Origin of the sequence: Microcoleus sp. FACHB-68, from assembly GCF_014695715.1 — a bacterium.
Lineage (GTDB): Bacteria > Cyanobacteriota > Cyanobacteriia > Cyanobacteriales > Oscillatoriaceae > FACHB-68.
On sequence record NZ_JACJOT010000004.1, the window covers coordinates 13750 to 38082 of the forward strand.

General features: G+C 46.7%; 13 protein-coding genes. 7 read left to right on the forward strand and 6 right to left on the reverse strand.

The genetic code is table 11. The features are described 5' to 3' along the window. Positions 1–76: 76 nt before the first annotated feature. Complete coding sequence (locus H6F73_RS03905; RefSeq protein WP_190757513.1) at positions 77–907, reverse strand: pantothenate kinase; 831 nt, start codon at positions 905–907, stop codon at positions 77–79. Positions 908–1315: 408 nt separating this feature from the next. On the opposite strand from H6F73_RS03905, the gene H6F73_RS03910 reads away from it, so the two are divergent. Then, positions 1316–3451 carry a GAF domain-containing protein gene (locus H6F73_RS03910; protein WP_190757514.1) on the forward strand — a complete coding sequence of 712 codons (2136 nt, stop codon included), beginning with the start codon at positions 1316–1318 and terminating at the stop codon, positions 3449–3451. Between the two features lie 39 nt (positions 3452–3490). Here H6F73_RS03910 and H6F73_RS03915 read toward each other — a convergent pair whose 3' ends face one another. Next, positions 3491–7726 carry a PAS domain S-box protein gene (locus H6F73_RS03915; RefSeq protein ID WP_190757515.1) on the reverse strand — a complete coding sequence of 1412 codons (4236 nt, stop codon included), beginning with the start codon at positions 7724–7726 and terminating at the stop codon, positions 3491–3493. Positions 7727–8422: 696 nt separating this feature from the next. Between H6F73_RS03915 and acnB the strand changes: the two genes are divergently transcribed. Further along, entirely contained in the window at positions 8423–11029 is a 2607-nt protein-coding gene (acnB, locus tag H6F73_RS03920; protein WP_190757516.1) for a bifunctional aconitate hydratase 2/2-methylisocitrate dehydratase, read from the forward strand. A 153-nt stretch (positions 11030–11182) separates the two neighbouring features. Beyond that, positions 11183–11305, forward strand: a complete 123-nt coding sequence (locus tag H6F73_RS03925; RefSeq protein WP_242072331.1) for a hypothetical protein — start codon at positions 11183–11185, stop codon at positions 11303–11305. Between the two features lie 309 nt (positions 11306–11614). Here the strand turns inward: H6F73_RS03925 and H6F73_RS03930 are convergent, their stop codons facing one another. After that, complete coding sequence (locus tag H6F73_RS03930) at positions 11615–11854, reverse strand: putative PEP-binding protein (protein WP_190757517.1); 240 nt, start codon at positions 11852–11854, stop codon at positions 11615–11617. Between the two features lie 385 nt (positions 11855–12239). Between H6F73_RS03930 and H6F73_RS03935 the strand changes: the two genes are divergently transcribed. Beyond that, positions 12240–14885 (forward strand): GAF domain-containing protein, encoded by a 2646-nt coding sequence (locus H6F73_RS03935; protein WP_190757518.1) that lies wholly within the window; start codon positions 12240–12242, stop codon positions 14883–14885. Between the two features lie 293 nt (positions 14886–15178). Here H6F73_RS03935 and H6F73_RS03940 read toward each other — a convergent pair whose 3' ends face one another. Further along, on the reverse strand, positions 15179–15379 hold the full coding sequence (locus H6F73_RS03940) for a hypothetical protein (protein WP_190757519.1): 201 nt from the start codon (positions 15377–15379) through the stop codon (positions 15179–15181). A gap of 228 nt (positions 15380–15607) precedes the next feature. Beyond that, complete coding sequence (locus H6F73_RS03945; RefSeq protein ID WP_190757520.1) at positions 15608–15808, reverse strand: hypothetical protein; 201 nt, start codon at positions 15806–15808, stop codon at positions 15608–15610. Between the two features lie 738 nt (positions 15809–16546). Here H6F73_RS03945 and H6F73_RS03950 point away from each other — a divergent pair. The 3 genes from H6F73_RS03950 to H6F73_RS03960 all read left to right on the forward strand — a co-directional run bounded on the left by H6F73_RS03950 (position 16547) and on the right by H6F73_RS03960 (position 21116). Beyond that, entirely contained in the window at positions 16547–19312 is a 2766-nt protein-coding gene (locus H6F73_RS03950; protein ID WP_190757521.1) for an NACHT domain-containing protein, read from the forward strand. A 337-nt stretch (positions 19313–19649) separates the two neighbouring features. Continuing rightward, on the forward strand, positions 19650–20231 hold the full coding sequence (locus H6F73_RS03955) for a tetratricopeptide repeat protein (RefSeq protein ID WP_190757522.1): 582 nt from the start codon (positions 19650–19652) through the stop codon (positions 20229–20231). A gap of 117 nt (positions 20232–20348) precedes the next feature. Next, on the forward strand, positions 20349–21116 hold the full coding sequence (locus H6F73_RS03960) for a pentapeptide repeat-containing protein (RefSeq protein ID WP_190757523.1): 768 nt from the start codon (positions 20349–20351) through the stop codon (positions 21114–21116). Between the two features lie 136 nt (positions 21117–21252). Here the strand turns inward: H6F73_RS03960 and H6F73_RS03965 are convergent, their stop codons facing one another. Beyond that, the gene (locus tag H6F73_RS03965; RefSeq protein ID WP_190757524.1) at positions 21253–23784 is read right to left on the reverse strand and encodes a sigma 54-interacting transcriptional regulator; all 2532 of its coding nucleotides are present in this window, start codon (positions 23782–23784) and stop codon (positions 21253–21255) included. Positions 23785–24333: the final 549 nt, after the last annotated feature.

The window sequence follows — 24333 nt, forward strand, 5'->3', positions numbered from 1 at the left end:
ATCTAAATTACCGATTTAAGTGGGAAACAAACGCTGTTTATCTTTTTCCTCTTTAGCCCCTAATCTTGGCTTAATTTTAACGTGATTGATTTCCCGCCAAAACTCGCTCACGAATTCCCCAAAAGATTAGGTGAGGATCAACTATTATTTTAGCTGCAATTTCATGAGAAAAAACTTGAAGATAGGTAAATAAAACCTGACTATCGCCGCCGGTGAGGGCAACAGAACTGTCTGGGAATTGCCGGCACCAATCCTCAATAAAATTGCAGATGCCGGCTAAAAGACTGTAAATAATTCCGCTTTGAATGGCATCTTGGGTATTCAACGCCCAGCGTGAGGGAAGAGATGCTTCAGAGGAGGTATTGACAAGCGGCAACGCAGCGGTTTTTTGTGAAAGAGACTGCAACTGTAAGCCTAAACCCGGCAAGATTGCACCACCGACAAGCTGCCGACGTTGATCTGCGCCGGTAAAGGTTAAAGCTGTGCCGGCATCAATCACTAAAACCGGCCAATTTAACTGGTTGCCGGCACCCCACAAAGCCAAAGCACGGTCAATTCCCAAGGTGGCATACACACCCAATAAAGGTAAATTATCCAGAGTAATGATCTGCGCCTTGGGATAAATTTGCCAAAGTTTGAGCTGATCTGGAACAACAGAAGCGATCCAAAGTGGCGGGGGTTTTGTGTCTGATGGGAATATCTTTGTCTCTACAAAATTGGGCATTTGTTGCAACCAGACATTCGCCTCAAAATTGCGTTCTATCAACTGCTTGACTACAGATGCCGGCAGGTGGGGTGTATCCCAAAATCCCTCAAGGGTGCTGCCGGTGAACCGCGCCCAGTGCAGCCGAGAATTGCCGATCGCCAATGCCAACCAGCTTTTGCTATCTCGCTTTGCTTGATTCATGCAAGGAATATTTTGTTATACACCCGAATCTCCCCGCTTGGGGGGGCAACCCCATGAGGAGGGGAAACATTTGACGTTAGCATTTTGATAATTTAGATTGATATTATATGCAATTTTACATAGCGATTTTAAATTCTGGACTAGACATCTTTTGGGGAGCAACGTAAGGCATCTAAGCATTATGCCCTTTACTTTCCGGATGAATGCAAGTACGAACCGCTATCTTAATTGTTTGTGATTATTTGACGCTCAGTATTTTATCGGGTTCCCGACTTTTTAAAATTAAGTTTCTTTATCAAAAATATAAACAATATTATATAATTTTAATAAAGATTTAAGATTCAGGTTTTAAATAAAGTCGCAGCTACTTCACGGGTTCAAATTGCCAACTTCCTCGTGGAAAGTCCTATGTCTTTCAAAAGATACGCACCTTCATGTCCCTGGCCTCTTTCAGCTTCATATCTACCAGAGGGAAACAAGTCAGTATCCCAAGACTCACCTTCACTGACAGAAAATACTGAAGATCAAGACATTCAAACCTTGCACCTAAAACAGCAAGTTCAGATGTCTGCTTTACTCAACGAAATTAACAACTCTGTCCGCAGTACCCTGGATCTTGAAGAAATCCTCACCTCTGCGTGCCGGCTACTGGGTCAAGCCCTCAAGTGCAGTCGCGTGAGCATTCTGGTTAATGAGTTAGAAGAGGCAGAAACGTTTATCACACGAGGGGAGTATAACCAAGGTGGCTATCCCGTGCAATTGGGGCTAAAGGTGCCCATTGCAGATAATCCTCACCTAAAGATTTTACTGTCACAACCAGGGCCGCTGGCTGTGAAAAACTTTCAGGAGTTTCCGGGGTTGGGTAAGCGGGCGCGAGGACTGGTGAGAACCTTGGGCATTCGGTCGATGTTGGCGATTGCAACTCGCTGTCAAGGACGAGTCAATGGGGCGATTGGTTTGCAGCAGTGCGATCGCGAACGTGCGTGGACAGAGTGGGAAGAGCAACTTTTAGAAGGCGTTGCAAGTCAACTGGCGATTGCGATTAACCAAGCGCAGCTTTACAGTGAAAGCCGGCGTCAAGCTGAGCGAGAATCTTTGTTGCGCTTAGTCACAAATCAAATTCGCAGCACCCTGGATTTAAACACGATTTTGCAAACAGCGGTGCGAGGCGTGCGTCAGATCCTCAACTCAGATCGGGTGGTCATTTACCAGTTCAAAGAAAACTGGCACGGGGAGATTGTAGTTGAGGATTTAATTGTCCCTTGGCCGTCGATTTTTAGGGACATGGTAGCGGATAATTGCTTTTCCGAAGAGTACGCGCATCTGTATCAGCAAGGGCGTGTGCGAAGCATTCCGGATATTCACAAAGCCGGTTTAAATCCGTGTCATGTTAAATATTTAGAAAGCTTGCAAGTTAAAGCGAATTTAATTGTGCCGATTGTTATGGGTCGCAGTGGGCAGACTTGCGAGAAATCTGCAAATTCCGAGCCGGCACAAGACTTGAACAACTCAGAAAAACCTCCCATCCCCAATCGTTTGTGGGGGCTGTTGATCGCCCATGAATGCAGCACTCCCCGGAACTGGCAACCCTCAGAAATAGAGTTGCTGTCCGATCTGGCTGATCAAATGGCAATTTCAATTCAGCAAGCTGAACTCTACGCGCAAGTTCAAGACACGGCTGCCAAATCTCAAGCTCAAGCTCAACAATTGCAAGCGGCATTAGAAGAATTGCGAGCAGCTCAGATGCAGCTCATTCAAAGTGTTAAGTTATCCAGTTTGGGGCAAATGGTGGCCGGCATTGCCCACGAAATGAACAATGCCAACAATGTTATTCTTGCCAATCTACATCATGCTCAAGAGTATGCAGGTGTGTTGAGTCAGGCAATTAATGTTGTTGCAGATGTGTGTCCTGATTCCTCAGCAATGGTTGACCGGCTGAATACGGAATTAGAGTTAGATTACATTCAACAAGACTTTCCCCAACTGCTCAAGTCTATGCAGCAAGGAAGTGAGCGAATTCGCGGAATTGTGTTGACGTTGCGGAATTTTTCTCGCTTAGATGAAGCCGAATCTAAAGTGGTGAATTTAAATGAGGGAATGGAAAGCAGTTTGGCAATGCTGCAACACCGGCTCAAAGAGCGTGTGACTATTCATAAAAAATATGGGAATCTGCCGCAGGTGGAATGTTGCGCCGGCCAGATTAATCAAGTATTTTTTAACCTACTCAACAACGCGTTAGATGCGATTGAAGCAACGGATCAGTTGGGTGAATTAACAATTCGCACTTGGCAAAGTACACCCGACTGGGTGGCAATTTCTATTCGTGATAACGGTGCCGGCATTTCTGCCGGTATTCAAGAGAAAATTTTTGACCCATTCTTCACCACAAAGCCCGTGGGACAAGGTACGGGTTTGGGGTTGTCGATGTGCTATCAAGTGATTGTCAAAGGTCATGGGGGCCGGCTGCGCTGCATTAGTTCATCTGGTGAGGGTGCAGAGTTTATTGTGGAATTGCCGGTTAAAGCGAAAGGCGAGGGGCAATGATCAATTTCTCTCCCAATGCTTCGCCTCTACGCATCAATATCACCATTGCAACTCGGCGATCAGCAACGCCTCGGCTGCTTCAGAAGTCAGCGGTTTGGAAATAAAGAATCCCTGACTGTATTCGCAGCCCAAAGCTCTAATTTGTAACATATGTTCTAGAGTTTCTGCCCCTTCAGCGATGACATCCATTCCCATACTATGAGCCAGCATCACAATTGCCCGGACAATCTCTGTATGCTCACCCTCAAGGCCGATTCGACTGACAAAGGATCGGTCAATTTTTAAGGTATTGATGGGAAAGTGATGCAAATAGCTCAAGGATGAATAGCCGGTGCCAAAATCATCAAGGCATAATTGAATATTCCTGCTTCTAAGTTGCAACAAGGTGTCGGTTGCAGACTCAGTATTATCGACAATCGCACTTTCAGTAATTTCTAGCTTTAAACAGTCAGCATTTAAATTTGTTTCTGTTAAAATTTGGTCAATTTGTTCTACCAAATTGGGTTGCAAAAACTGTTTTCCAGAGAGATTCACGCTAATAGTTAGGGGTAAGGGATTGAGATTATTTATTTCCCCCCCATTTGCGGTTCCACGTTCACCGGCTTTCTGAGAAAATTGCTCGATCCAGCAAGCCATCTGCCGGCAAGCTTCCCGCAGCACCCAGGCACCCAAGGGGAGGATAAGACCTGTTTCTTCTGCCACTGGGATAAACTCGCTTGGGGGAACCATGCCGCGAGTTGGGTGTAGCCAGCGCACCAGCGCCTCAAAGCCGGCAATCCTGCCGGTGCTTAAGCAGATAATTGGCTGGTAGTAAAGCACAAACTCCTGGCGATCTAAAGCCCGCCGCAGGTCATTTTCTAAATGCAGCAATGCCACAGCCCGATCGTGCATGGCTTTATCAAACACTGCATAGCGTGCTTTGCCTCGCGCCTTAGCGTGGTACATCGCTATGTCGGCATCGCGCAGCACATCGCCCTGCCAGCCATAATCACTGGAACTAAGAGCGATGCCAATGCTGGTTGTGATAAAGACTTCATGCCGGTTGAGGCTGAAAGGAGCGAGCATCTCCTTATGAATTTGCTCAGCCAAAGCAATCGCATCGCCGACTTGCTGGATACCTTCTAACAAGATGACGAAATGATCTCCCGCTAAACGTGCTATGAGAGAATTTTGAGAATTTTGAATTTCAGAGTTTAAAGTTGGAGTGAATACTGAATTAAAAATCGAGGAATTAAAGTCACTGAGACAGCTTTCCAGTCTGCTAGCAATTGCTCTGAGCAACCGATCTCCAACGGTATGCCCCAGGCTATCATTAATGACTTTAAACCGATCAAGATCGAGGAAAAGGACGGCACACAAATAATCGGGAGATCGTTTGGCTCGCGCCATTGCTTGCCCTAGCCGATCCATCAACAATGCTCGGTTGGGCAGCCCTGTCAGCGCATCGTGGAACGCATTATAAATTAATTGTTCCTCAGCCATTTTACGCTCGGTGATGTCGGTTTGTATACCGATAAAATGAGTTAGCTGACCTTGAGTGTTATAGACGGGGGCAACGTGCAGTTCCAACCACATCTGATTGCCATTTTTGAGATAGTTTCGTAAAATGACCCTACAATCTTTTCCCTCCTGAATTGCAGTTCGCAATTTATTTAAGGCCGGCTGAGTGATGTCATCACTTTGCAAAAACCGCAAGTTGTGCCCGATCACTTCTGCTGCCGTATAACCCGTCATAGTTTCAAAACTAGCATTGACATATACGGCTGGGTTATCTGGTTGCTGGGCATCGGTGATGACAATGCCGTTGCTGCTGCTATGTATGGCACGCTCTAGCAGGCACAGCCGTTCTTCCTGTTGCTTGCGCTGTGTGATGTCGCGAGAGTTGACAACAAAACCGTCAATCGCGCAGTTGTCCTGCCGGTTACTGCCAATCGCTTCTAAATACACCCAAGAACCGTCTGCATGGCGGAAGCGAAACTCAATTTTTACAACGATACCAACTTGTTGAATGGCTGCAGCAAATAAATTTTGAACGGTTAGCTTATCTTCGGGATGAATGTAATCAAAGGCTTTTTGACCGATTAATTGTTCAGGTTGATAACCTAAAATTCTTTCAAGTGAAGGACTTTCATAACGGATGGTTCCGTCAGCTTCTAGAATGGTAATTAAATCCGAAGAGTTTTGAACCAGCGAACGAAAACCTTCTTCGCTTTTCGCGAGAGCCTCTAACGCTTGTTTCCGATCATTAATATTAACCGCACTAAAACAAACGCTGTTAACTTCACCTTGGTCATTAAACACAGGATTATAATTGGCTTCAAACCAATTATCGGTGTCTGTCATTCCTTTGACATTACGCTCTACCTGTACCGAGCGTCCCTGCATCGCTTCTTGAAAATGGTGATTAAAATCGTCTAAATCTTCAGGGGAAACGTAGTCATGAATGGAATCACCGGCTTGAATTTCTCGCCGCCAAATCGCTTTGGCTCCTTCATTCGCGGTTTTGTTAAAGGCCAAAATTTTATAATTGCGGTCAATCAGGATGATCGACTGTAAGCTACTGTTAAAAACTGCTTTTAAGTTGGCTTCCGATTCTTTTAAAGCGGCTTCTGTGGAGGCGCGTTCGGTAATGTCAATGACTGTCCCGATCTGGCGGATCGCTTCACCGGCATCGTCTCGCCAAACTTCACCCTTACAACCCACCCAGCGGATAGTCCCATCTGACCTAATAATGCGATGCTCAATGGCATAGTCTGCCCCCTCATGTAGGGTTTGAGCGACGGCATTCCTCACCCGATCAAAATCTTCAGGATGAATAAATTGCAAGTAGTCTTTATATGTGCCGGCAAATGAACTATCCTGAATTCCAAAAATCGCTGCAACTTCATCGGACCATCTGATAGTGTCGGTTGGTATATCCCAATCCCAAACCCCCATGCGGGCTGCTTTCAGGGCAAACTTTAACCGCGCTTCGCTTTGTTGCAGTGCTGACTGCGCTTGTTTGCGGTTTGTGATATCAATTCCGACTAAAAATGCGGCTTTTCCCTGATTGTATTTTTGAGTCACAATCAAATAATTTCGCAATTGCCCATGAATTTCTGCCGGCAGTTCTTGGAGAGATTCTGTTGCAGAACTTGCAAAAAACTGGCGCACAAATTCATTAAACTCTGGGCTGGAGCCGAGAAACCCAATGTCTCGACCAACAAAAGCTTCTGGGGTCAAGCTGTAAAGTTTAGCTAAATGCCGGTTAACTCCCAAATAGCGCAAATCTGAGCTAATGGAAGAAACAATTCCCGGCACAGTTTCTAGAATTGTTTGGAGTTGCTCATTTGCTTGAGCGAGTGCCTGTTGAATCTGGCATTGTTCTGTGGTGTCTGTGAGAATAAGCTGGGTTGCCGGTTGGTTGTGATAAGTGACGGCCACACCCACCACTTCAACATCAATAATTTGTCTATCTGATATTTTTTGAATTTGGCATTTTATCTTTTGAGTTGAAGCCGGCAACGGAAACTGCAAAAGTGAAGATTTAAAATTGTCTTGTGAGTTTGGATGAATAAAATCTAAAATCGGTTTTCCAATGAGTTGTTGGGGTTCCGTCGCCCCCATTAATTTCATCGCGGCAGCATTGATATTCACCAATTTGCCTTGAACCTGGATAATGATCGCATCGGAAGAAAGTTCGCAAAGCCGGTGATAGCGTTCTTCAGTTTCACGCTGCAATGCTTGCGAACGCTTGTATTCGGTAATGTCGCACAAGGTACTCAGAATCGCCGGTTCGTCGTTGAAGGTTATCGACTGCAATGACACCGTAGCCCAAAAGGGGGTGCCGTCTGCTTTTTTGAAGCGCACTTCGTAATTCTGAACCGATCCGTCTCGCTTCAGTGCCTCTAGCAGAATTTGACGATCACTGTGATCGTAATAAAAGTCTGTTTTGCAGCGTCCAATTAATTGCTGAGACGAAATTCCTATAATTTGGCAGAAAAGTTCATTACTATCCAAAATGGTGCCGGTGCTAAGACGGCTGATCGCCACCGGCATCGGTATCAACTCGACAAATGCCCGAAATTCAGTCGGTAGATCCGATTGTTTGCCGTAATATTCCCGCCGAGTTTCCTGGGCGGGCGGCAACGATGCCTGCGCTATAGCTGGCGAAATACCCCCTTCATGGCTGTCGCTCATCAGTTTTGCCAGTTTTGGGTTGACTTGTTCTACCTGCCTCGATTGCGGGAACCAACTGTTGGGCTTGATTTCAAACGGGTCTTTGGGGCTGAACAAAATGCTTATCTATGATAAACGCTATCTATTAACATTTTGCTGACAACTTTGACACCGTGAGTATGAATCTGAAAAGATATTTAATTAATCTTAAACATTAATTAAATTTTTATGTATTATTTAAAATCTATATACTCATCTATAGATGGAATAACCTAGGGAATGATATCATGGTGGTAACAGCTAACTAAGCCGATCAGTTCGTGAGATTGAATTCAACATCCCGGAAAACAGCTTAAAAAGTCTCGGTCTTGCCCTTGTAGATTTATCTAGAAAGAAAGTTTTGAAGGTGAAAAGAATGCAACGATTCCGCAAAATAGGGAAAAAAGCTAGGGACTAGGGGAACAGAGGAAGAAAAAGAACAACCGATATCGGTAATCTGACAGTGGGAAGACAGTAGGGCCAGAGAGGGTTGGTTTTGATTAATTCTGTTTGATTACTTAATTTATATAAATTGCCTAATAAGCTGGAAAGCTTGCTGATCAATCCTTATATTATAAATTTTTCTATATTAATTAACCGTAAGAACAGGAGAGAAAAAGACAGTCAAAAACTTTACGAGAATTGATAATTTCGTTCACTGCCAACTGTAACGAGCTTTGAGGTGGCAGTAACCTCAACAACAGGGGCGTATTACAATACGCACCGACTATCACTGCAATCCTTGTGCTGATGCCATCTTTGGAGAGTGCCAAAATGCTGGAATCTTATCGGAAACACGTTGCTGAGCGGGCGGCTTTGGGAATTCCGCCACTGCCGTTGGATGCCCCACAAACCTCTGAGTTGTGCGAGTTGTTGAAAAACCCGCCGGCAGGGGAAGAAGAGACGCTTCTGGAGTTATTGCAAGATCGCGTCCCGCCCGGTGTTGATCAAGCCGCTTATGTCAAAGCCGGCTTTTTAACAGCAGTTGCGAAAGGAGAGATTGAATGCCCCCTGATTGTGCCCCAAGGTGCAGTGAAACTTCTCGGCACCATGATGGGTGGATATAACGTGCAATCGTTGGTGAGCTTGCTAGAGTCAAGTGAGCCGGCAATCGCTGCCTCCGCCGCTGCAGCGCTAAGCAAGACGTTGTTGGTATTTGATGCGTTTCACGACGTTTTAACTTTGTCTGATATCAATCCCTATGCCAAGCAAGTCATCGACTCTTGGGCAACAGCAGATTGGTTCATCGGGCGTCCAAAACTGCCAGAAGCCATCACTCTCACCGTGTTTAAGGTGCCGGGAGAAACGAATACCGACGATCTTTCACCGGCACCCCACGCTACCACACGCCCAGATATTCCCTTACACGCGACAGTGATGCTGGAATCGCGGATGCCAGGAGCGGTGCAAACCATTGCTCAATTGAAGCAGAAAGGGCATCCCGTGGCGTATGTCGGGGATGTTGTGGGCACAGGTTCCTCCCGCAAATCTGCCATCAATTCAGTGCTGTGGCACATTGGCAATGATATTCCCTACGTGCCCAATAAACGGGCTGGGGGATATATTTTAGGCAGTGCGATCGCCCCCATCTTCTTCAACACAGCAGAAGATTCGGGTGCCTTGCCCATCGAGTGCGATGTCACGAAGATGGAAACCGGCATGGTGATTACAATTCATCCTTACAAAGGTGAAATCACCAATGAAGCGGGGGAAGTGATTTCAACATTTACCCTCAAGCCTGACACAATTTTAGATGAAGTGCGTGCCGGTGGTCGAATTCCCCTGTTAATTGGGCGAGCACTTACTGATAAAACGCGAATTTCTCTCGGTTTAGATCCTAGCCCAATTTTTGTTCGTCCTCGCCCCCCACTCGATACCGGCAAAGGTTACACCCTCGCGCAAAAAATGGTGGGCAAAGCCTGCGGTTTAAAAGGCGTGCGTCCCGGCACTTCTTGTGAGCCAATGATGACAACCGTTGGTTCCCAAGATACCACAGGGCCGATGACGCGGGATGAGTTGAAAGAACTTGCCTGTTTAGGGTTTTCTGCTGATTTGGTGATGCAAAGTTTCTGTCACACGGCGGCTTATCCCAAGCCGGTGGATGTGAAGACTCACAAGGACTTGCCAGACTTTTTTGCCCAGCGTGCCGGTGTTGCTTTGCGTCCCGGTGATGGCATTATTCACTCTTGGTTAAACCGGATGTTATTGCCGGATACTGTGGGCACCGGCGGTGATTCTCACACGCGTTTTCCGCTGGGAATTTCCTTCCCTGCCGGTTCAGGTTTGGTGGCATTTGCGGCGGCTTTAGGTTTAATGCCTTTGGATATGCCGGAATCGGTTTTAGTGCGCTTCAAAGGTGAATTGCAACCCGGTATTACCTTGCGGGATATTGTGAATGCAATTCCTTATGTGGCGATTCAAAAAGGCTTGCTGACTGCCGATAAACAGAATAAGAAAAATATCTTTTCTGGGCGGATTATGGAGATTGAAGGCTTGCCAGATTTGAAGGTTGAGCAAGCGTTTGAATTGACAGATGCCACGGCTGAGCGTTCCTGTGCCGGTTCCACGATTAAGTTGAGTGTGGAAACGGTTTCTGAGTATTTGCGATCTAATGTGGCGCTGTTGAAAAATATGGCGGCGCGGGGTTATCAAGATGCTCGCACGATTATGCGCCGCGTAGCAAAAATGGAGGAATGGTTAGCAAATCCAGTCTTGATGGAAGCCGATCCGGATGCGGAATATGCAGCCATTATTGAGATTGATTTGAATGAAATCACAGAACCCATTGTTGCCGCTCCCAATGACCCAGATAATGTGAAATTACTGTCTGAGGTGGCGAATGATCCGGTGCAGGAAGTGTTTATCGGTTCTTGCATGACTAATATCGGTCATTATCGGGCAAGTGCAAAAGTTTTGGAAGGGGAGGGAGCGGTAAAAACACGCTTGTGGATTTGCCCACCAACTCGCATGGATGAGTATCAGTTGAAAGAAGAAGGCGTTTACGGCACATTTGGGGCTGCCGGCGCGCGAACTGAGATGCCGGGATGCAGTTTATGTATGGGGAATCAGGCGCGGGTTGCGGATGCGACAACAGTGTTTTCCACTTCGACTCGCAACTTCAACAATCGCATGGGCAAAGATGCGCGAGTTTATCTCGGTTCGGCTGAATTAGCAGCAGTTTGTTCCCTGTTAGGGCGGGTTCCCACTGTACAGGAATACATGGATATTGTGGCGAAAAAGATTCATCCTTTTGCCGGCGATTTGTATCGCTATTTGAATTTCGATCAAATTGCTGGATTTGAGGATGAAGGGCGCGTGATTGCGCTGGAAGATATGCCCCGAATTGAGGATATTTTGGGGATGCCGGCGGCTACGCGATAACCATAAATCTAAGCCCAGATTTTGATCTCTGGGGTTATAGCAACCAAGCCCGCTGGTGCGGGCTTTTTTTGTTAATAAAATAGACGAAAAATAAGACAAAAGGGGTAATTATCTTAGTCAACTATCCATTTGCTAAAGAATTGATTGTGAAGCTTGAAGGTCATATTCGGATATCAGCCTCTTCTCGAAGCCATTGAGGATGAGGGGTTAATCCGTGCCATGATGGAAGTCAAAGGCGAAACTCCGCAAGCACTAGCAGAGCTTGAGAAAGAGTAAATACACTGTATCAACCAAGCTTTTTGAAACACATCAAAGCTATCAAAAGTCAATTGATTCGATTTCGTAGGTTAGGTTGAGGGAACGAACCCTCCGTTGCACTTCGCCCAACAAATTCTCATTTTTTTCATCAAGCTTTGATTCAAAGAAACTCAAATTCAACCCGGATAATAAGGTGATTTAGAAAGCATATTCAAGAGAACGAATACCTAAAGAAAGCCAAACGCTTCCCGACACTTTATCCCAACTGATCGGCAACCTAATCTCTAACTGCCGGCGCAGAATTCAACCGCAACACCTCACCGGCAATCACTTGCGCTTCCCCATCGTTAAATGTGAAATCGATACCTTCACAGTAGAGATCACCGGCACACTCACACTCAACTCATCCACCCCCAACCCCAACAAAACCGGCATTGCCAAGGGAGATGACGCCAACTCACCGCACACCTCCACCCAGATGCCGGCATAGTATCGCAGGAAAACCCACCCAACGCCTCTGTAAAGCAAGATGGCGAAGCCGGCAAACAAACACACCCGCCAAGGCATAACCAACCGCTTGTGCCATCACCGGCACCTTCTTTGCCCCACTGCCATTTAGTAAACCAGACCACTAGAATAGTGCCTGTGGGGAAGTATTGCTAGACAAATAAGTTTTTCAGAAATTGGGGAGTCTTCATCGTAAAGGCGCTCATAACAGATGATATTCCCTACAAGAGGTTAGAATTTCTCTGCTTGAGGCAATTGCCGTGACTTCCCCCACAGCATTTACTTAAGGAAAATCGAGAGACAGCCTAGACTCCCTGCTAACTGTAGGATTTTAAACTTTTTGTTAGATTATCCTTGGAATCAATCAACCTTAGTAAAATTCCTCCTCTCATCCGCGTCAAATCAGGGAAGCAAGCAGGCGCGATCTTGAAGGGGAATCGAAAAAATGCTCAAACTCACAGCCGGCTATCAATTTAGAGGAGATAAAAATATGGCGAACAGCCTAGGGTTTGAAGCCATTCTTTATGAGATGTGGCATGAAGTTACCCTAAAAACCGGAAAGTTACTCAACGCAGATCGGGCGAGCGTATTTTTATTAGATCAAAAAAATAACGAACTTTGGTCAATTGCCGCCAGTGCTGAGCGTGGGGGATTTGTAGAAATTCGGATGCCTGCCGGTGTGGAAATTCTGGGTGAAGTCGTCGCTTCCAACAGAATTGTGAATATTCCCTTTGATTTCTATGACGATCCGCGTTCTAGTGCCACCAAAGAGCAAGATTTAAAAACCGGCTACCGCACTTATACCCTGATGGCTTTACCGCTATTTAATGAGGAAGGCGCTCTTATGGCCGTTGTTCAGCTTTTTAACAAACTGAAAGCAACTCATGATCTAGCAGCACCTTTGCCTAAAAAAGTTGACACTGCCGGTTTCACGCAATCAGATGAAGATTTGTTTACAGACTTTGTCCCCTTAATGCGACCGATTTTAGAAAAATGTCAAACGGCTTCCGCACAGGCAATAGGATTAGCCACTGCCAATGAAAATCTCTCACCCACAACCGCCGATTTAAATCAAGAAAAACAGGAAAAAATTGTTAAAGACTTAGGAGAAGATGCTGGGGAAAGTTCAGATTCTAATCAACTGATTCTGAACCCTCAAAACAATTTGCTAGGTTTAGAATCAATTCTTGAACAACAGCAGATTTCTACCGTACTCATGTCTGCTATTCGCTCCCTCTCTCAAAGTAGTTTAGATTTAGATGAAACAATTCAGGCGGTAATGAATGAAGCAAAACAGATAATGCGTGCAGATCGGGGAACCGTGTGGCTAATTGATCGCGAGAAAAATGAGCTATGGACAAAAATCCCGATGGGCGGGACTTTAAAAGAAATTCGCATCCCGATGTGGGTAGGATTTGTTGGTCAAGTTGCTCAATCTGGCGAACCTTTGGTGATTGGTTTTGACTTGTATGAGCATCCAGATACCGAAACTGTCAAACAAACAGATCGCAAAGTTGGTTATCGCACTTGTAGCTTATTGTGCGTGCCAATTTTTAACGGGGATGGGGGTTTAATTGGTGTAACGCAATTAGTCAATAAACAGCAACAAGGTGATTTCCCAGACTACGATCCAGATGAATGGCCTAACGCCCCCGATTGTTGGAAAGCAAGTTATAATCGCAGCGACCAAGAGGTATTGCAGGCATTTAACATTAAAGCCGGCATCGTTCTGCAAAATGCGATGAAATTTTCAGCGCTCAAGCGGCAGGAACAGATCCAGCGCGATATTATTCGCACCCTTGCTTATGGGGTAGTTTCCACAGATCAAGCCGGCACCATCATCGCGATTAATGAAAGTGCAAAAAATTTATTGGGCTTTAGAAAAGAAGAGGAACTAGAAGGCCGCCTTGCTTGCGATTTAATTCAGTTTCAGAATAGCAATTTTACCAAATTGTTTCAAGCAGCCCTTGAAGCAAAGTATGAACGAGATTGTCAGCAATTCTACCCCAATCAAATTTTACTAGCCGGCGATGAGCAGCACATGATTAACTTATCAATCAGCTCAATCGTCGATGCCGGCGAACCCGCTAATATTTATGGGGTTTTGGTGGTGATGGATAACATGAGCGATGAAAAACACCTCAAAAGCCAACTCTATCAGTACATGACCCCTGAATTAGTCGAACAACTGCTAGACAATCCCCAGAATCGGCTCGCTAGCGGTAGTCCCCTCTCCCCCATACCTTTAACGCAGATCACGGTAGCAGATAATCTCCTAACACTACAAACGATCCGCGAACGCAAGGATATCTCAGTTTTGTTCTCAGGAATTCGCAGTTTCACGCCTTTGCTGGAAAACTTAGAAGATCAGGAAGTTAACCAGCTACTCAAAGAATATTTTGAGTCAATGACTGAGGCTGTATTCAAGAATAAAGGCACCATCGATAAATATGTTGGTGATGCGATAATCGCTCTTTTTGGTTGGTCTTTACCCCTAGAAGATCATGCCTGGTGTGCTGTGCAAACAGCAGTGGAAATGCGCTACCGGCTCGTGGAATTAAATGTCCGCCGTGTTGAAGATGGCAAGCCGGCAATCCGCATCGGCATTGGCATCAACTCCGACAGTCTTCAAGCAAACAACATTGGCGCAACAAACCGCCTCGAATTTTCGAGTATTGGAGACGGAGTCAATCTCGGCTCCCAATTGGAAAAAGCTAGTAAAGAATATGGCTGCGACATTATTATTAGCGAAACAACTTACCAACCCTGTGCGGAGCAAATTTGGGCAAGAGAACTTGACTTGATTGGCATTGAGGGTACAGACAAGCCAATGGCTATTTATCAAGTTGCCGGCTTGCGCTCTGAAGAAATTCCAGAAGAAAAGTTGCAGGTACTTGAATACTATTGCCAGGGACGTGAGTATTATCGCTCTCACCAATTTGTTAAAGCAATTGCTGCCTTTACAAAAGTTCTGGAAATTTCCAGTTGGGATAAACCGGCTGCCATCCAAATAGAGCGTTGCCAGCATTGGCTTCACACACCCCCACCGGCCAACTGGGATGGTGTCTGGAGGCTCACGGATTTAACCTAAAACGCAGTGGCGTTAGTATTTCGCTACAACGATGTTTGTGAAAGCCGGTTGGGGTGCTTTACTGAACGCCCCAACGCCTTCTTTTTAAAGATAAAAAAACCGCACTTCCCATGTGCGGCTTAATTCCAAATGTCTCCATGACGTATCTCGAAACTTGTTAATCAAACTTGATTAAAATATATTGTGCTAAATCAATTCAATAATTGCTTTAGGAAAATCTCTATCAGCTCAAACTTAATAGGCGGTTGACTCAAATTGTCACTTAATCGGGTAGCTGTCGAAAATCACAAGCATTAATCTAAAATCTTCAGCCAACCCCGACGAACGGCGTGCAGCAAGCGATCAATCGCCGCTTGATCGTCTTCCGTGAGGGAACAGTCGAGTAGAGCTGCTCTTAAAGTCTGCCGAGCTGTTAAGGTTAGCCAGCCAGAGTTCCAGGCTTGACCAAAAAGGTCGGCGATGCTGGGTTTGGGGAAAAGTGCTTGAGCTGGCATATTGGTAACCTGAACTCGACAATCCTAATATCAACTATTTTTCGATTCATTCCAGTGATGTAATGCGCTCTGGAGTGTGATCCTCATCTATTGAGTGCGCGATTGAAATCAGTCAACACTTGTGATCTTACCCATCGCTTTAGGTGATTTACATCACTACAGCTCCTAGCTTTGACAGGATCTAGCTGCTTAAGGCATAGGCATGGTTTCTGCGGTGCCGCAAATCGATCAGTTTAATAAAGCTCGCTGTTCTAGATACAGAGTTGTTTGCGCTGCCTGCGTGGCCGTTTTCTTAGCTTTATCCTGAATCGACTTGAGAGCCATCCGCACAACCCATTTAGAGAGATCAGGGTTGTTTTCAATTTCGGTAATCAGGAGTTCTAAATCAGTGATAATACAATTAATTTGGGCTTGAGTGGGGGAATTCATGGCTGTTAATGGGTAGGGCAATAGTTGCAAAATTTAATCCAACACGCTCGCTCATGTTTTGAATGGATCGCCCTGATTTAAAGTCGGTTGTAGCGAAATCAACCGAAATGCTTAATAGGTTTCAAAAGTTGTTAAGCGACAAAAAAAATCTTAAGCCGGCTTCATCAGAATTTCTATGGCTAGGATATCAAATTCGGGCAGGGAATCTTGAAAAAAAGCCAGGGTCAGAGGTTCCAAATTCTGAAGTAGCCTCTTCTTGGCTTTGCAGCGAGTAGACGAACTGGATAAAGAAACGGGGGGAGCACTGAAGAAAAATTCAAATTGCATCATGTTTGCTTGAAATCTATGTGTTTAATTTAAAAAGGATTAATAAGCCGCAGTGAAAATCCTGTGGCACTTCTGCCGGCTGACTGCGAAGTGCAAGCCGGCAACTTCAGGGCTGGGTTGCCATTGAGGGGTGCAAACCCTTGCTCCATCAAAATCCTGGGCGAAGGGGCGGCTCGCTTGAAGAACCGGCAGCTATGACAACTCTCAGACTGGCTGCTTCCAACACCGGCTGCCGGCCTTATAAAATCAACTTGAATTCCCTATTTTGGCAACATTAAACCGACACCTAATCATTTGAGGGCAAAATACGATTAAACTTTTTGTGACAATTGCAACCTTCCACATCGGATTTAGAGCCGTGAGTTTATCTATGCTGAATGATTACCGAGGGCAGTGATGATGAGGCTGAAAATGCAACAGATTATCCAAGCCCCAGCAGTGGCTTCTGCGCGGCAGAGTGTTACAACTCGCTACAAATTGCTCGTTGAAGTTAAGAACGAAGTTGAAAGCCGGCTTAAACAGTCATTGCATCACACACTGCTGCTCAAGTCACAGCAAGAACAACAGCAGCCAAGTCCCCGGCTTTGGGATGTGGAAGTGAAAATCGGCACTCAGCCTAGTGTGCGGCTGTTGCCAGGAAAGGAAATTATTGAACTGTTTGACTTGCCATCCGTCGCCGGCAAGTTATTAATTTTAGGATCACCCGGATCGGGCAAAACCACGACCCTGTTAGAACTGGCAACAGAACTCGTCAATCGCGCCCTCAACGATCCCCGTGAACCGATGCCGGTGTTGCTCAACCTTTGCTCTTGGAAAGAAGATCGGCGAACTTTGGCTGAGTGGCTGGTGGAAGAACTGCAGGCAAAATATGGCATTCAAGCCGAACTCGTTAAACAGTGGCTGGCAACCGGCCAACTGTTGCCTCTGCTCGATGGGCTAGATGAACTGCGCTCAGAGTGGCAAAAGCCCTGTGTGCTAGCAATAAACCGATTTCTCGTTGACTATCAACCGGATCGTTTAGTTGTGTGCAGTGGACTAGCAGAATACGCCAACTGCAAAACTCTGCTACAAGTGAACGGCGCAATTTATTTGTTACCCCTAACTGAGGCGCAAGTTCAGAATTACCTGTGGAGTTTAGGATCGCACCAGTTGTGGCAGAGCGTTCAAAATGACCCGAATTTGTTGAAGTGGGCAAAAACCCCTGTGTTTTTGAACCTGATCGCCCTGGCAGCGGAAGAAATCTGGCTGGATGAGTGGCAGGCGCGTCCTTCTGATGAATCTCGCTGTCGGTATTTGCTCGATGCCTATATTCGCCGGCAGCTCAAACAAGAAATCAACGATCCGCAGGGAAGTGCCGGTAAACCCCCCACCCCAGAACAAACCAGACATTGGCTGAGTTGGCTGGCAAAATGGCTGAAACGCTCGACAAACGACGAGTTTGCCATCGAAAATATGCAACCGGCATGGTTGCCAACGGCGATTCACCAATGGAGTTACCGGCTTGGGGTGGGGCTGATTGTGGGGCTGATTGGCGGGATCAGTTGCGGCCTGAGTTTTGGGCCACTTGCCGGCCTGCTCGGGAGCCTGTTTTTTGGGCTATTGGGAGGACTTAGTTTCAAAATTGCGCCGGCAGAACCCCTGAACTGGTCGTGGGAAAAAGCCAGGAAGGGGCTACTCATCGGGATGATTTTGGGGCTACTGGCGGGGCTAGCCGGCGGCCTATTTTTAGCCATCCTGGGTGAATTAGTGGGAGGCTTTTTCGGCGCAGTGCGAGCCATTATTGGCGGGCTAATTGGAGGGCTGATTTTCGGCAGTTCTCAAGGACTCAATGACCTGGAAATCAAGCCCAAAACAATGCCGAACCAGGGAATTTGGCATTCTGTCTCTACCGCCGGTTTGTTTACCTTAATGAGCGCGGTCAGCTTTGGGGTGAGTTTTGGCCTCATGGGTGGGTTCATCACCGGCTTAGGTGGTCTGGGTTTTGGCATCCTGGCCGGTCTTGCTTGTGGCGGCATTGCTTGCCTGCAGCATTTCACCCTGCGCCTCATCCTCTGGGCGCATGGCTACGCGCCGTGGAACTACGCCCGTTTCCTGCAATACGCCAATTCTCTCGGCTTTGTACAGCAAATCGGCGGGCGTTACCGCTTTCCCCACGAGTTGCTGCGAACCCATTTGGCTGCACCGGCACTCGGCGAGATCGTCCTGCGGCGTTCCTCTGGGCAATTGGTTAAAACCGTTGCCGGTCATTCCGATTACGTTCAAGCCGTTGCCATCAGTCCCGATGGCCGGCTCGTTGTTAGCGGCAGTGATGACAAAACGATCAAGCTGTGGCAGCGGATTGCCCGTCAGGATGGACGCCCCGGCGTGCGACCTCTACGCACCCTCACCGGGCATTCCGGCTACGTTCGCACCGTGGCAATTAGTCCAGATGGTCAACTCCTCGCCAGTGGTAGCAATGACAAAACCATCAAAATTTGGCATTTGGGTGCCGATTCCTCTGGAATTTCCCAGGGAACGCCGGTACTGACGTTGGCCGGCCATTCTAACTGGGTGCGTTCGGTTGCCTTCAGTCCAGACGGTCAACTCCTCGCCAGTTGCGGTGACGACAAGACGATTAATATCTGGTATTTGCGAACCGGCCAAATGCTGGCTAATTTATCGGGTCATTCAGACTATGTTCGCTGTCTGGCTTTCAGTCCCGATGGTCAATTCCTGGCCAGCGGCAGCGATGACAAGACAATTAATATCTGGCACATGGCCGGCGGACAGCCGAGTGAGTCGCCGGTACTAACGCTTGAGGGTCATTCTGGCTATGTGCGGACGCTGACGATTGCTCGCAACGGGCAATTACTCGTCAGTGGCAGCGATGACCAAACAATTACCGTTTGGCAGATGGGTTCGGGTGATTCTGATCGCGCTGCCGGTTCGCCCGTGCATCTGTTGGGAGGTCATGCTGGGCCGGTTTGGGCTGTGGCGATCAGCCCGGATGGTCAGCTGCTTGCCAGTAGCAGCCGCGACAAAACGATTAAAATTTGGAATCTATCGACCGGCGAATTGCTGCGAACCATTTCTCTCGGTTCTGCCGGCATTTTTTCTGTCGTTTTTAGTCCAGACGGTCAATACCTGATCGGGGGCAGTCAGAACAGTACGATTGAAATTTTGCCGGTGTATTCGTGACGGCCTCAAGGGCGCTAATCCAGTTGTCTTCTGGACTCTGGCTTCGCCCAACTCACGTTTGTGTTAGGATAAACTGCTAGTTCAGGCGGCCAAAGTGATGATTTTGTATAAGAAATTGAAATAACTCGGTGAACAGTTGCCGGCACACCTCATGGAAAACAAAGGCACACCATTACAGGCAAGATCCAGCGCTCACCGGCATAACATTTAGGCGCTAGAGTTCTTAGTGTGGCGCTTAATTCTCTGGCTTTGAAAGGAACTAGATCCCTGAGAATGGCGACCATTATAGTTAGTTTGAAAAACGACCCCGCTAGATTGCCACGTTTAAGGTAAACTTATGAACCACATTCACAAAACTGTTGCTATCTTAGGAATCGCCGCCGTACTCGGTGGAGGAGCGATTTCAGTTCAGGCGCAGACTCCACAACCAATCTTCATGACTCAAAATGCTGAAGATTTATTCAGCCAAGGGTTGGAAAAGATGGAGAAAGGAGACTTTAAAGGCGCGATTGATGACTTTTCTAAGAGTTTGCAAATCAAGCCGAATAATGCTGAAACCTTCTATTATCGAGGACTGGCGCAGGATCTTCTGGAACAAAATGATAAAGCGCTAGAGGATTACAGCGAAGCCATCCGTTTAGCTCCGGATAATACCTATGCTTACAACAACCGGGGCACTGTTTACGCTGAACTCAAAGATTATCAAAAGGCCATTCAAGATTACGATCGCGCTTTGCAGATTGATGTTGATAATGCAAATGCTTATTACAACCGAGGATTAGCGAACTCTGCTTTAGGAAATCCCCAAAGTGCCTTAACCGATTTTCAGAAAGCTGCAGACCTTTACAAAAAACAAGGAAAAACCCAGGATTACGAAGACGCGATGAACCGACTCACTGAGCTGCAAAAGCCGCAGTAACGTTGCCGGCACGTCTTAAGATAAACTGGATGGCCACGGATTGCCCCGCAGGGGCTGTGCAAAAAATTCCGCTAGCCTGATTGATCGACTGTCTGGATGCTCTGCTATGACGCCACCATGATATCAAGAACACTCGCCACCGCAGCACTACTCACGGTTTTAAGTCTGCCCACTGCTGCCCGATCGGAAAACTTAGAACATACCAGACAGCTACTTGCTTCTAAACAATGTCCCAAGTGCGAACTCAGCGGCGCTGGCTTGGTTCTCGCTAACCTCATGGGTGCCAATCTTGGGGGTGCTAATTTGAATCGGGCGAATCTCAGCCGCGCGGATCTGACGCGTGCCAATTTAAGTGGGGCTGATTTGAGCAGTGCAGGTTTGTTTGGTGCGAATTTGGGACAGGCAAACCTGAAAGGAGCAAATTTGGCCGGCGCGGATTTGAGAGATGCCAACCTTGCCGGTGCGGATCTCACGGGCGTGAATCTAGCCGGCGCGAATGTGAAGGGTACGATTGGGCTGGGTGAATACGTCGGCAGGTTGGAGAACCTGTATCAGTGGGCAATGGAAGAAGGGCAGCGGAAAAATTATCCGGGCGCGATTGAGTATTTCAATCAAGCACTAACCATTAAACCGGACTTTGCTCCCGCTTTCCTCGGTCGCGCAGCGGCGAAGGCAGAAATGGGAAACTATACAGGGGGGCTTCAAGATGCCCAACAAGCGGAAACGCTTTATTCAGCCCAAGGCGATCCCAATGGCTACCAAACCTCTCAGCTATTGATTAAACAGATTGAAGTTTATCAAAAAAGAGCTAGAGGCGAAGGCGGCGGGGGTGGTGGCAATTTGCTGAATGTCCTCGGCGGACTTTTGCTACGTGTTCTCTTCTAAGTGCTCAGTGCCCAGTCCTCAGTGCTCAGTGGCAACAAGTACAAGTTGATCAGATGGGTAACAGCTATTAAGTGAAGCGTCTCCGTAACATTACCTAGAAACGGCCACAGGGCATTCTCTAACCTACTCACGACACTTAGTAACTAACAATCAGCACCCACAAGCCGGCAGCTAAAACAACGGCTGCGATATGTTGGGGAAAAGTCGCTCGCATCGGCTGCCGAGCGATTTTTTGTGTTAACACTACGCTTAGCAACACTGCGGCTATTAGGGTTGTTCCCTGCAAAAAGGCAATCACTGCGGGGTGTGCAACCACCACCGGCACCGCTTGCGTGTTTAAGCCAAATGTTGCAAAACTCACCGGCAGAATACGTCCGGCTTCTCCTAACCCCAGGCGCAAATAGTGAGCCAAATTCGCCCCCAATACGAGAGGCAAATATCCATAAGCTAACTCGACAAATGGCTTAGGTTTGGGATTTTTTGGAAAGAAAAGATGAATAAGCTGCATCAAGCCATAAGCGAGAAACGGGATGCCGGCAGGCAATGTTAAAGCCGCAACTGATAATCCTAAATGCACCCAAAACTCACTACCATTTAACGACAAATTCAGCCAAGATTGTAATTCCGGCAGCCGATGCAGAAAGACGCCGCCCAAGAGTAACATTAACAACGCCACTTCATAAATACGCGGCGTATGCGTTGTCCATAATTCAATGCCTGGTGGCCGCAAATTAAACTCTACCGAACGGTGTGGGCAGGCTTTGAGACAGGTCATACATAACACACAATCCCGGTTATCTTCTAGCTGGGCTGGATGCGAGTATAACGGACAGCCGCCGGTTTCCAATCCTTCTCCTTTTTGCGGCCCGCCTTTATAACACTGATAAGTTGTACATTCAGCAGAACAAGTGCCTTGCTGCGCTCGTAATTCCGTCATCGATAGTTTGGCAAATAAACCGTTCATTCCCCCAATCGGGCAGAGATACCGGCACCAAAACCGGCGCTCGAAAATCGCTGAAAAAATCATTGCGCCGGCAGTAATTAATAGCAACAAGCACGCGGAAAGATAAGCGGTGTTTTCTAAATTCCACAGTTCTTCCCACAAGAAAATTAAGGCGAATAAGCCAAACAAAAACCATCCGCCCCACTGCTCAGCTTCGTGTCGTGGCCAGGTTTTGAGCTTGCGGGGAAACAGCCACAAGGAAAGCTTTTGCGTGATTTCCCCATAAATCATAAACGGGCAAACCGCGCACCACAGCCGGCCTACAAAGGGAAATCCCAGCAATATTAACGGCCACCACCACGCCCAGAATAAATTTAAACCAAAATTCTGGGCGCGATTTTGAGGGCCGAGAAATAAAACGGCGACGACCAAAGTATACGCCGGCAAGATCACCCAGTTGTTAAGCCGGTCTGGCCACCAGGAACTTCGCAAGAAATGGCGCAGGCGGGGATAGGCATTTAAAAGGTTGACACGAAATTGCTTTTTCTTTGTCTGTGCCGGCCAAACAATTTCTTCCGTGAGTTCATTCGCGCCGGCAGACTGAACAAGCGCCCGTTCCACGAGATTTTCTAACTCCCTCAAATTACTAGGAAAGTCATAAGCTTGCAGCCGGCGCAAGGCTTCCGGGGTTAATTGCGGTTTAGCAATGTGTTTTTTCTGACAAAAAAGGCTAATGTAATAGTCTACTTGGGCGCTAATATCCGCTTTACGCACCCGCAAGGGTGGAACTTTGATTAAATGGCCGGTTAAACGCTCGATATCGGGCAAGTTTTTCTCGGAAATCATAATAATTCGCGCCCGACAATTGAGTGCTGACAGGGATTCTCCCCCAACTAATTTGTAAGTGCCGGTTTCCAACAATTCCTTGATCTGAGGCATCAATTCTGAGGGAAGTTCTTGGATGTTATTGAACAATAAAGTGCCTTCTCCCAGCCATTCCAGTAGTCCGGGTTTGCCGCCGGCACGTCCAAATAATTCTGCACCGCTGGTTTGCAGTACGCCACAGTTGACTTTAATCATGGGTTCACGCCGGCACGCAGAACCGAAATGAATCAGCGCCGCAATATTATCTTTTTCCAGTCCCGGTTCCCCAAAAATCACAACTGAACGCCGATCTTCGGTTGCTTGTTTAATTTGCTGTCTCAGACGCACTGCATAGCGGCTTTTGCCGACAACGCCGCGTTTTGCCTTGGGGACAAGATAGGGACGCAAGGCGGTTTGACGCTCTTGTTCGTAGTTGAGCTGGGACGATAACTGGGCGAGTTCTTGTGCCAACTGCTGGGAAAATGCCTTGCTAATTTCCGGGTATTGAGTCATTAATTCCCGAAAAAGGCCGGCAGGAACAAACCATAATTTGCATTCGCTAAGCGTCACGACGGTTCGCTGAGCCGGCTGATCTAAAAGCAATTCTTGTAAGTGCAACGTCGCTCCCGGTAATAAACTTAAGGCCCAAACTTGAGCGCTTTGATTATTGCGGTTGGCTTCTAAGCGTCCTTGTTTCAGAATGTACAATCCTGCCGGCAGTGTATCCTCCACTACAAAACGTTCATTCGCCGGCACGATTTTTTCTTCGATAACTTGTGAGATTGCGCTTAATGCCGGTGCCGATAAAATGCTGAGCGCCGTTCGTTCTTGCAGCCAGGTCACCGTGTCTAGATGTGTCATAATCAGTTTTGGATTATACCGTTGTGAGTTTGAATAGAGCGTTTACTGCTCAAACCCATAATATGAGAGGATTTCAGCTTTTTGCAACCAGGAGAATAAGTAATATTTCTCATTTGTATTTTAGCTCTTGATTTGATTTTTTATAAATTATTGTTGACAATTGATAAAGATAAAATTAAATTTTAAAAGTAAAAACCTTTTGACAGAGGAAAATCAATGAAATGATTGATTTATTTGAGCTATGGGTGCCAGTGGCACTTTTGGGCTTAATTATTATGGCAGCAATTTTCTTCAGCACACGAGCATAAGCGACACTTGACTGGACTTGGTTATTTCTTATGGCATCACATAACACAAGAAATCAAAATAAAATAATGTTGGCCATATTTTTATTAGATTTTGTGGCTATTCGTAGTTTTACTGAGTAAAAAAAGATCAGAAGTCTGTAGATTCTCTCTGGCTCTCTCTGTCTCTATTTTGGTAAATTAGCTCAATAAATATTGGGTTTTAACAAGGATTTGATGGCAGAGAGAATAGAAATTCTGGGGC

Excerpts from the sequence above, each read along its gene's own strand:
- H6F73_RS03945 (WP_190757520.1), bottom strand. The coding sequence starts at position 15,808 with ATGAATTCCCCCACTCAAGCCCAAATTAATTGTATTATCACTGATTTA.
- H6F73_RS03930 (WP_190757517.1), bottom strand. The coding sequence starts at position 11,854 with ATGCCTTGGCGGGTGTGTTTGTTTGCCGGCTTCGCCATCTTGCTTTAC.
- H6F73_RS03965 (WP_190757524.1), bottom strand. The coding sequence starts at position 23,784 with ATGACACATCTAGACACGGTGACCTGGCTGCAAGAACGAACGGCGCTC.
- H6F73_RS03960 (WP_190757523.1), top strand. The coding sequence starts at position 20,349 with ATGATATCAAGAACACTCGCCACCGCAGCACTACTCACGGTTTTAAGT.
- acnB (WP_190757516.1), top strand. The coding sequence starts at position 8,423 with ATGCTGGAATCTTATCGGAAACACGTTGCTGAGCGGGCGGCTTTGGGA.
- H6F73_RS03935 (WP_190757518.1), top strand. The coding sequence starts at position 12,240 with ATGCTCAAACTCACAGCCGGCTATCAATTTAGAGGAGATAAAAATATG.
- H6F73_RS03950 (WP_190757521.1), top strand. The coding sequence starts at position 16,547 with ATGCAACAGATTATCCAAGCCCCAGCAGTGGCTTCTGCGCGGCAGAGT.
- H6F73_RS03955 (WP_190757522.1), top strand. The coding sequence starts at position 19,650 with ATGAACCACATTCACAAAACTGTTGCTATCTTAGGAATCGCCGCCGTA.
- H6F73_RS03910 (WP_190757514.1), top strand. The coding sequence starts at position 1,316 with ATGTCTTTCAAAAGATACGCACCTTCATGTCCCTGGCCTCTTTCAGCT.
- H6F73_RS03905 (WP_190757513.1), bottom strand. The coding sequence starts at position 907 with ATGAATCAAGCAAAGCGAGATAGCAAAAGCTGGTTGGCATTGGCGATC.
- H6F73_RS03940 (WP_190757519.1), bottom strand. The coding sequence starts at position 15,379 with ATGCCAGCTCAAGCACTTTTCCCCAAACCCAGCATCGCCGACCTTTTT.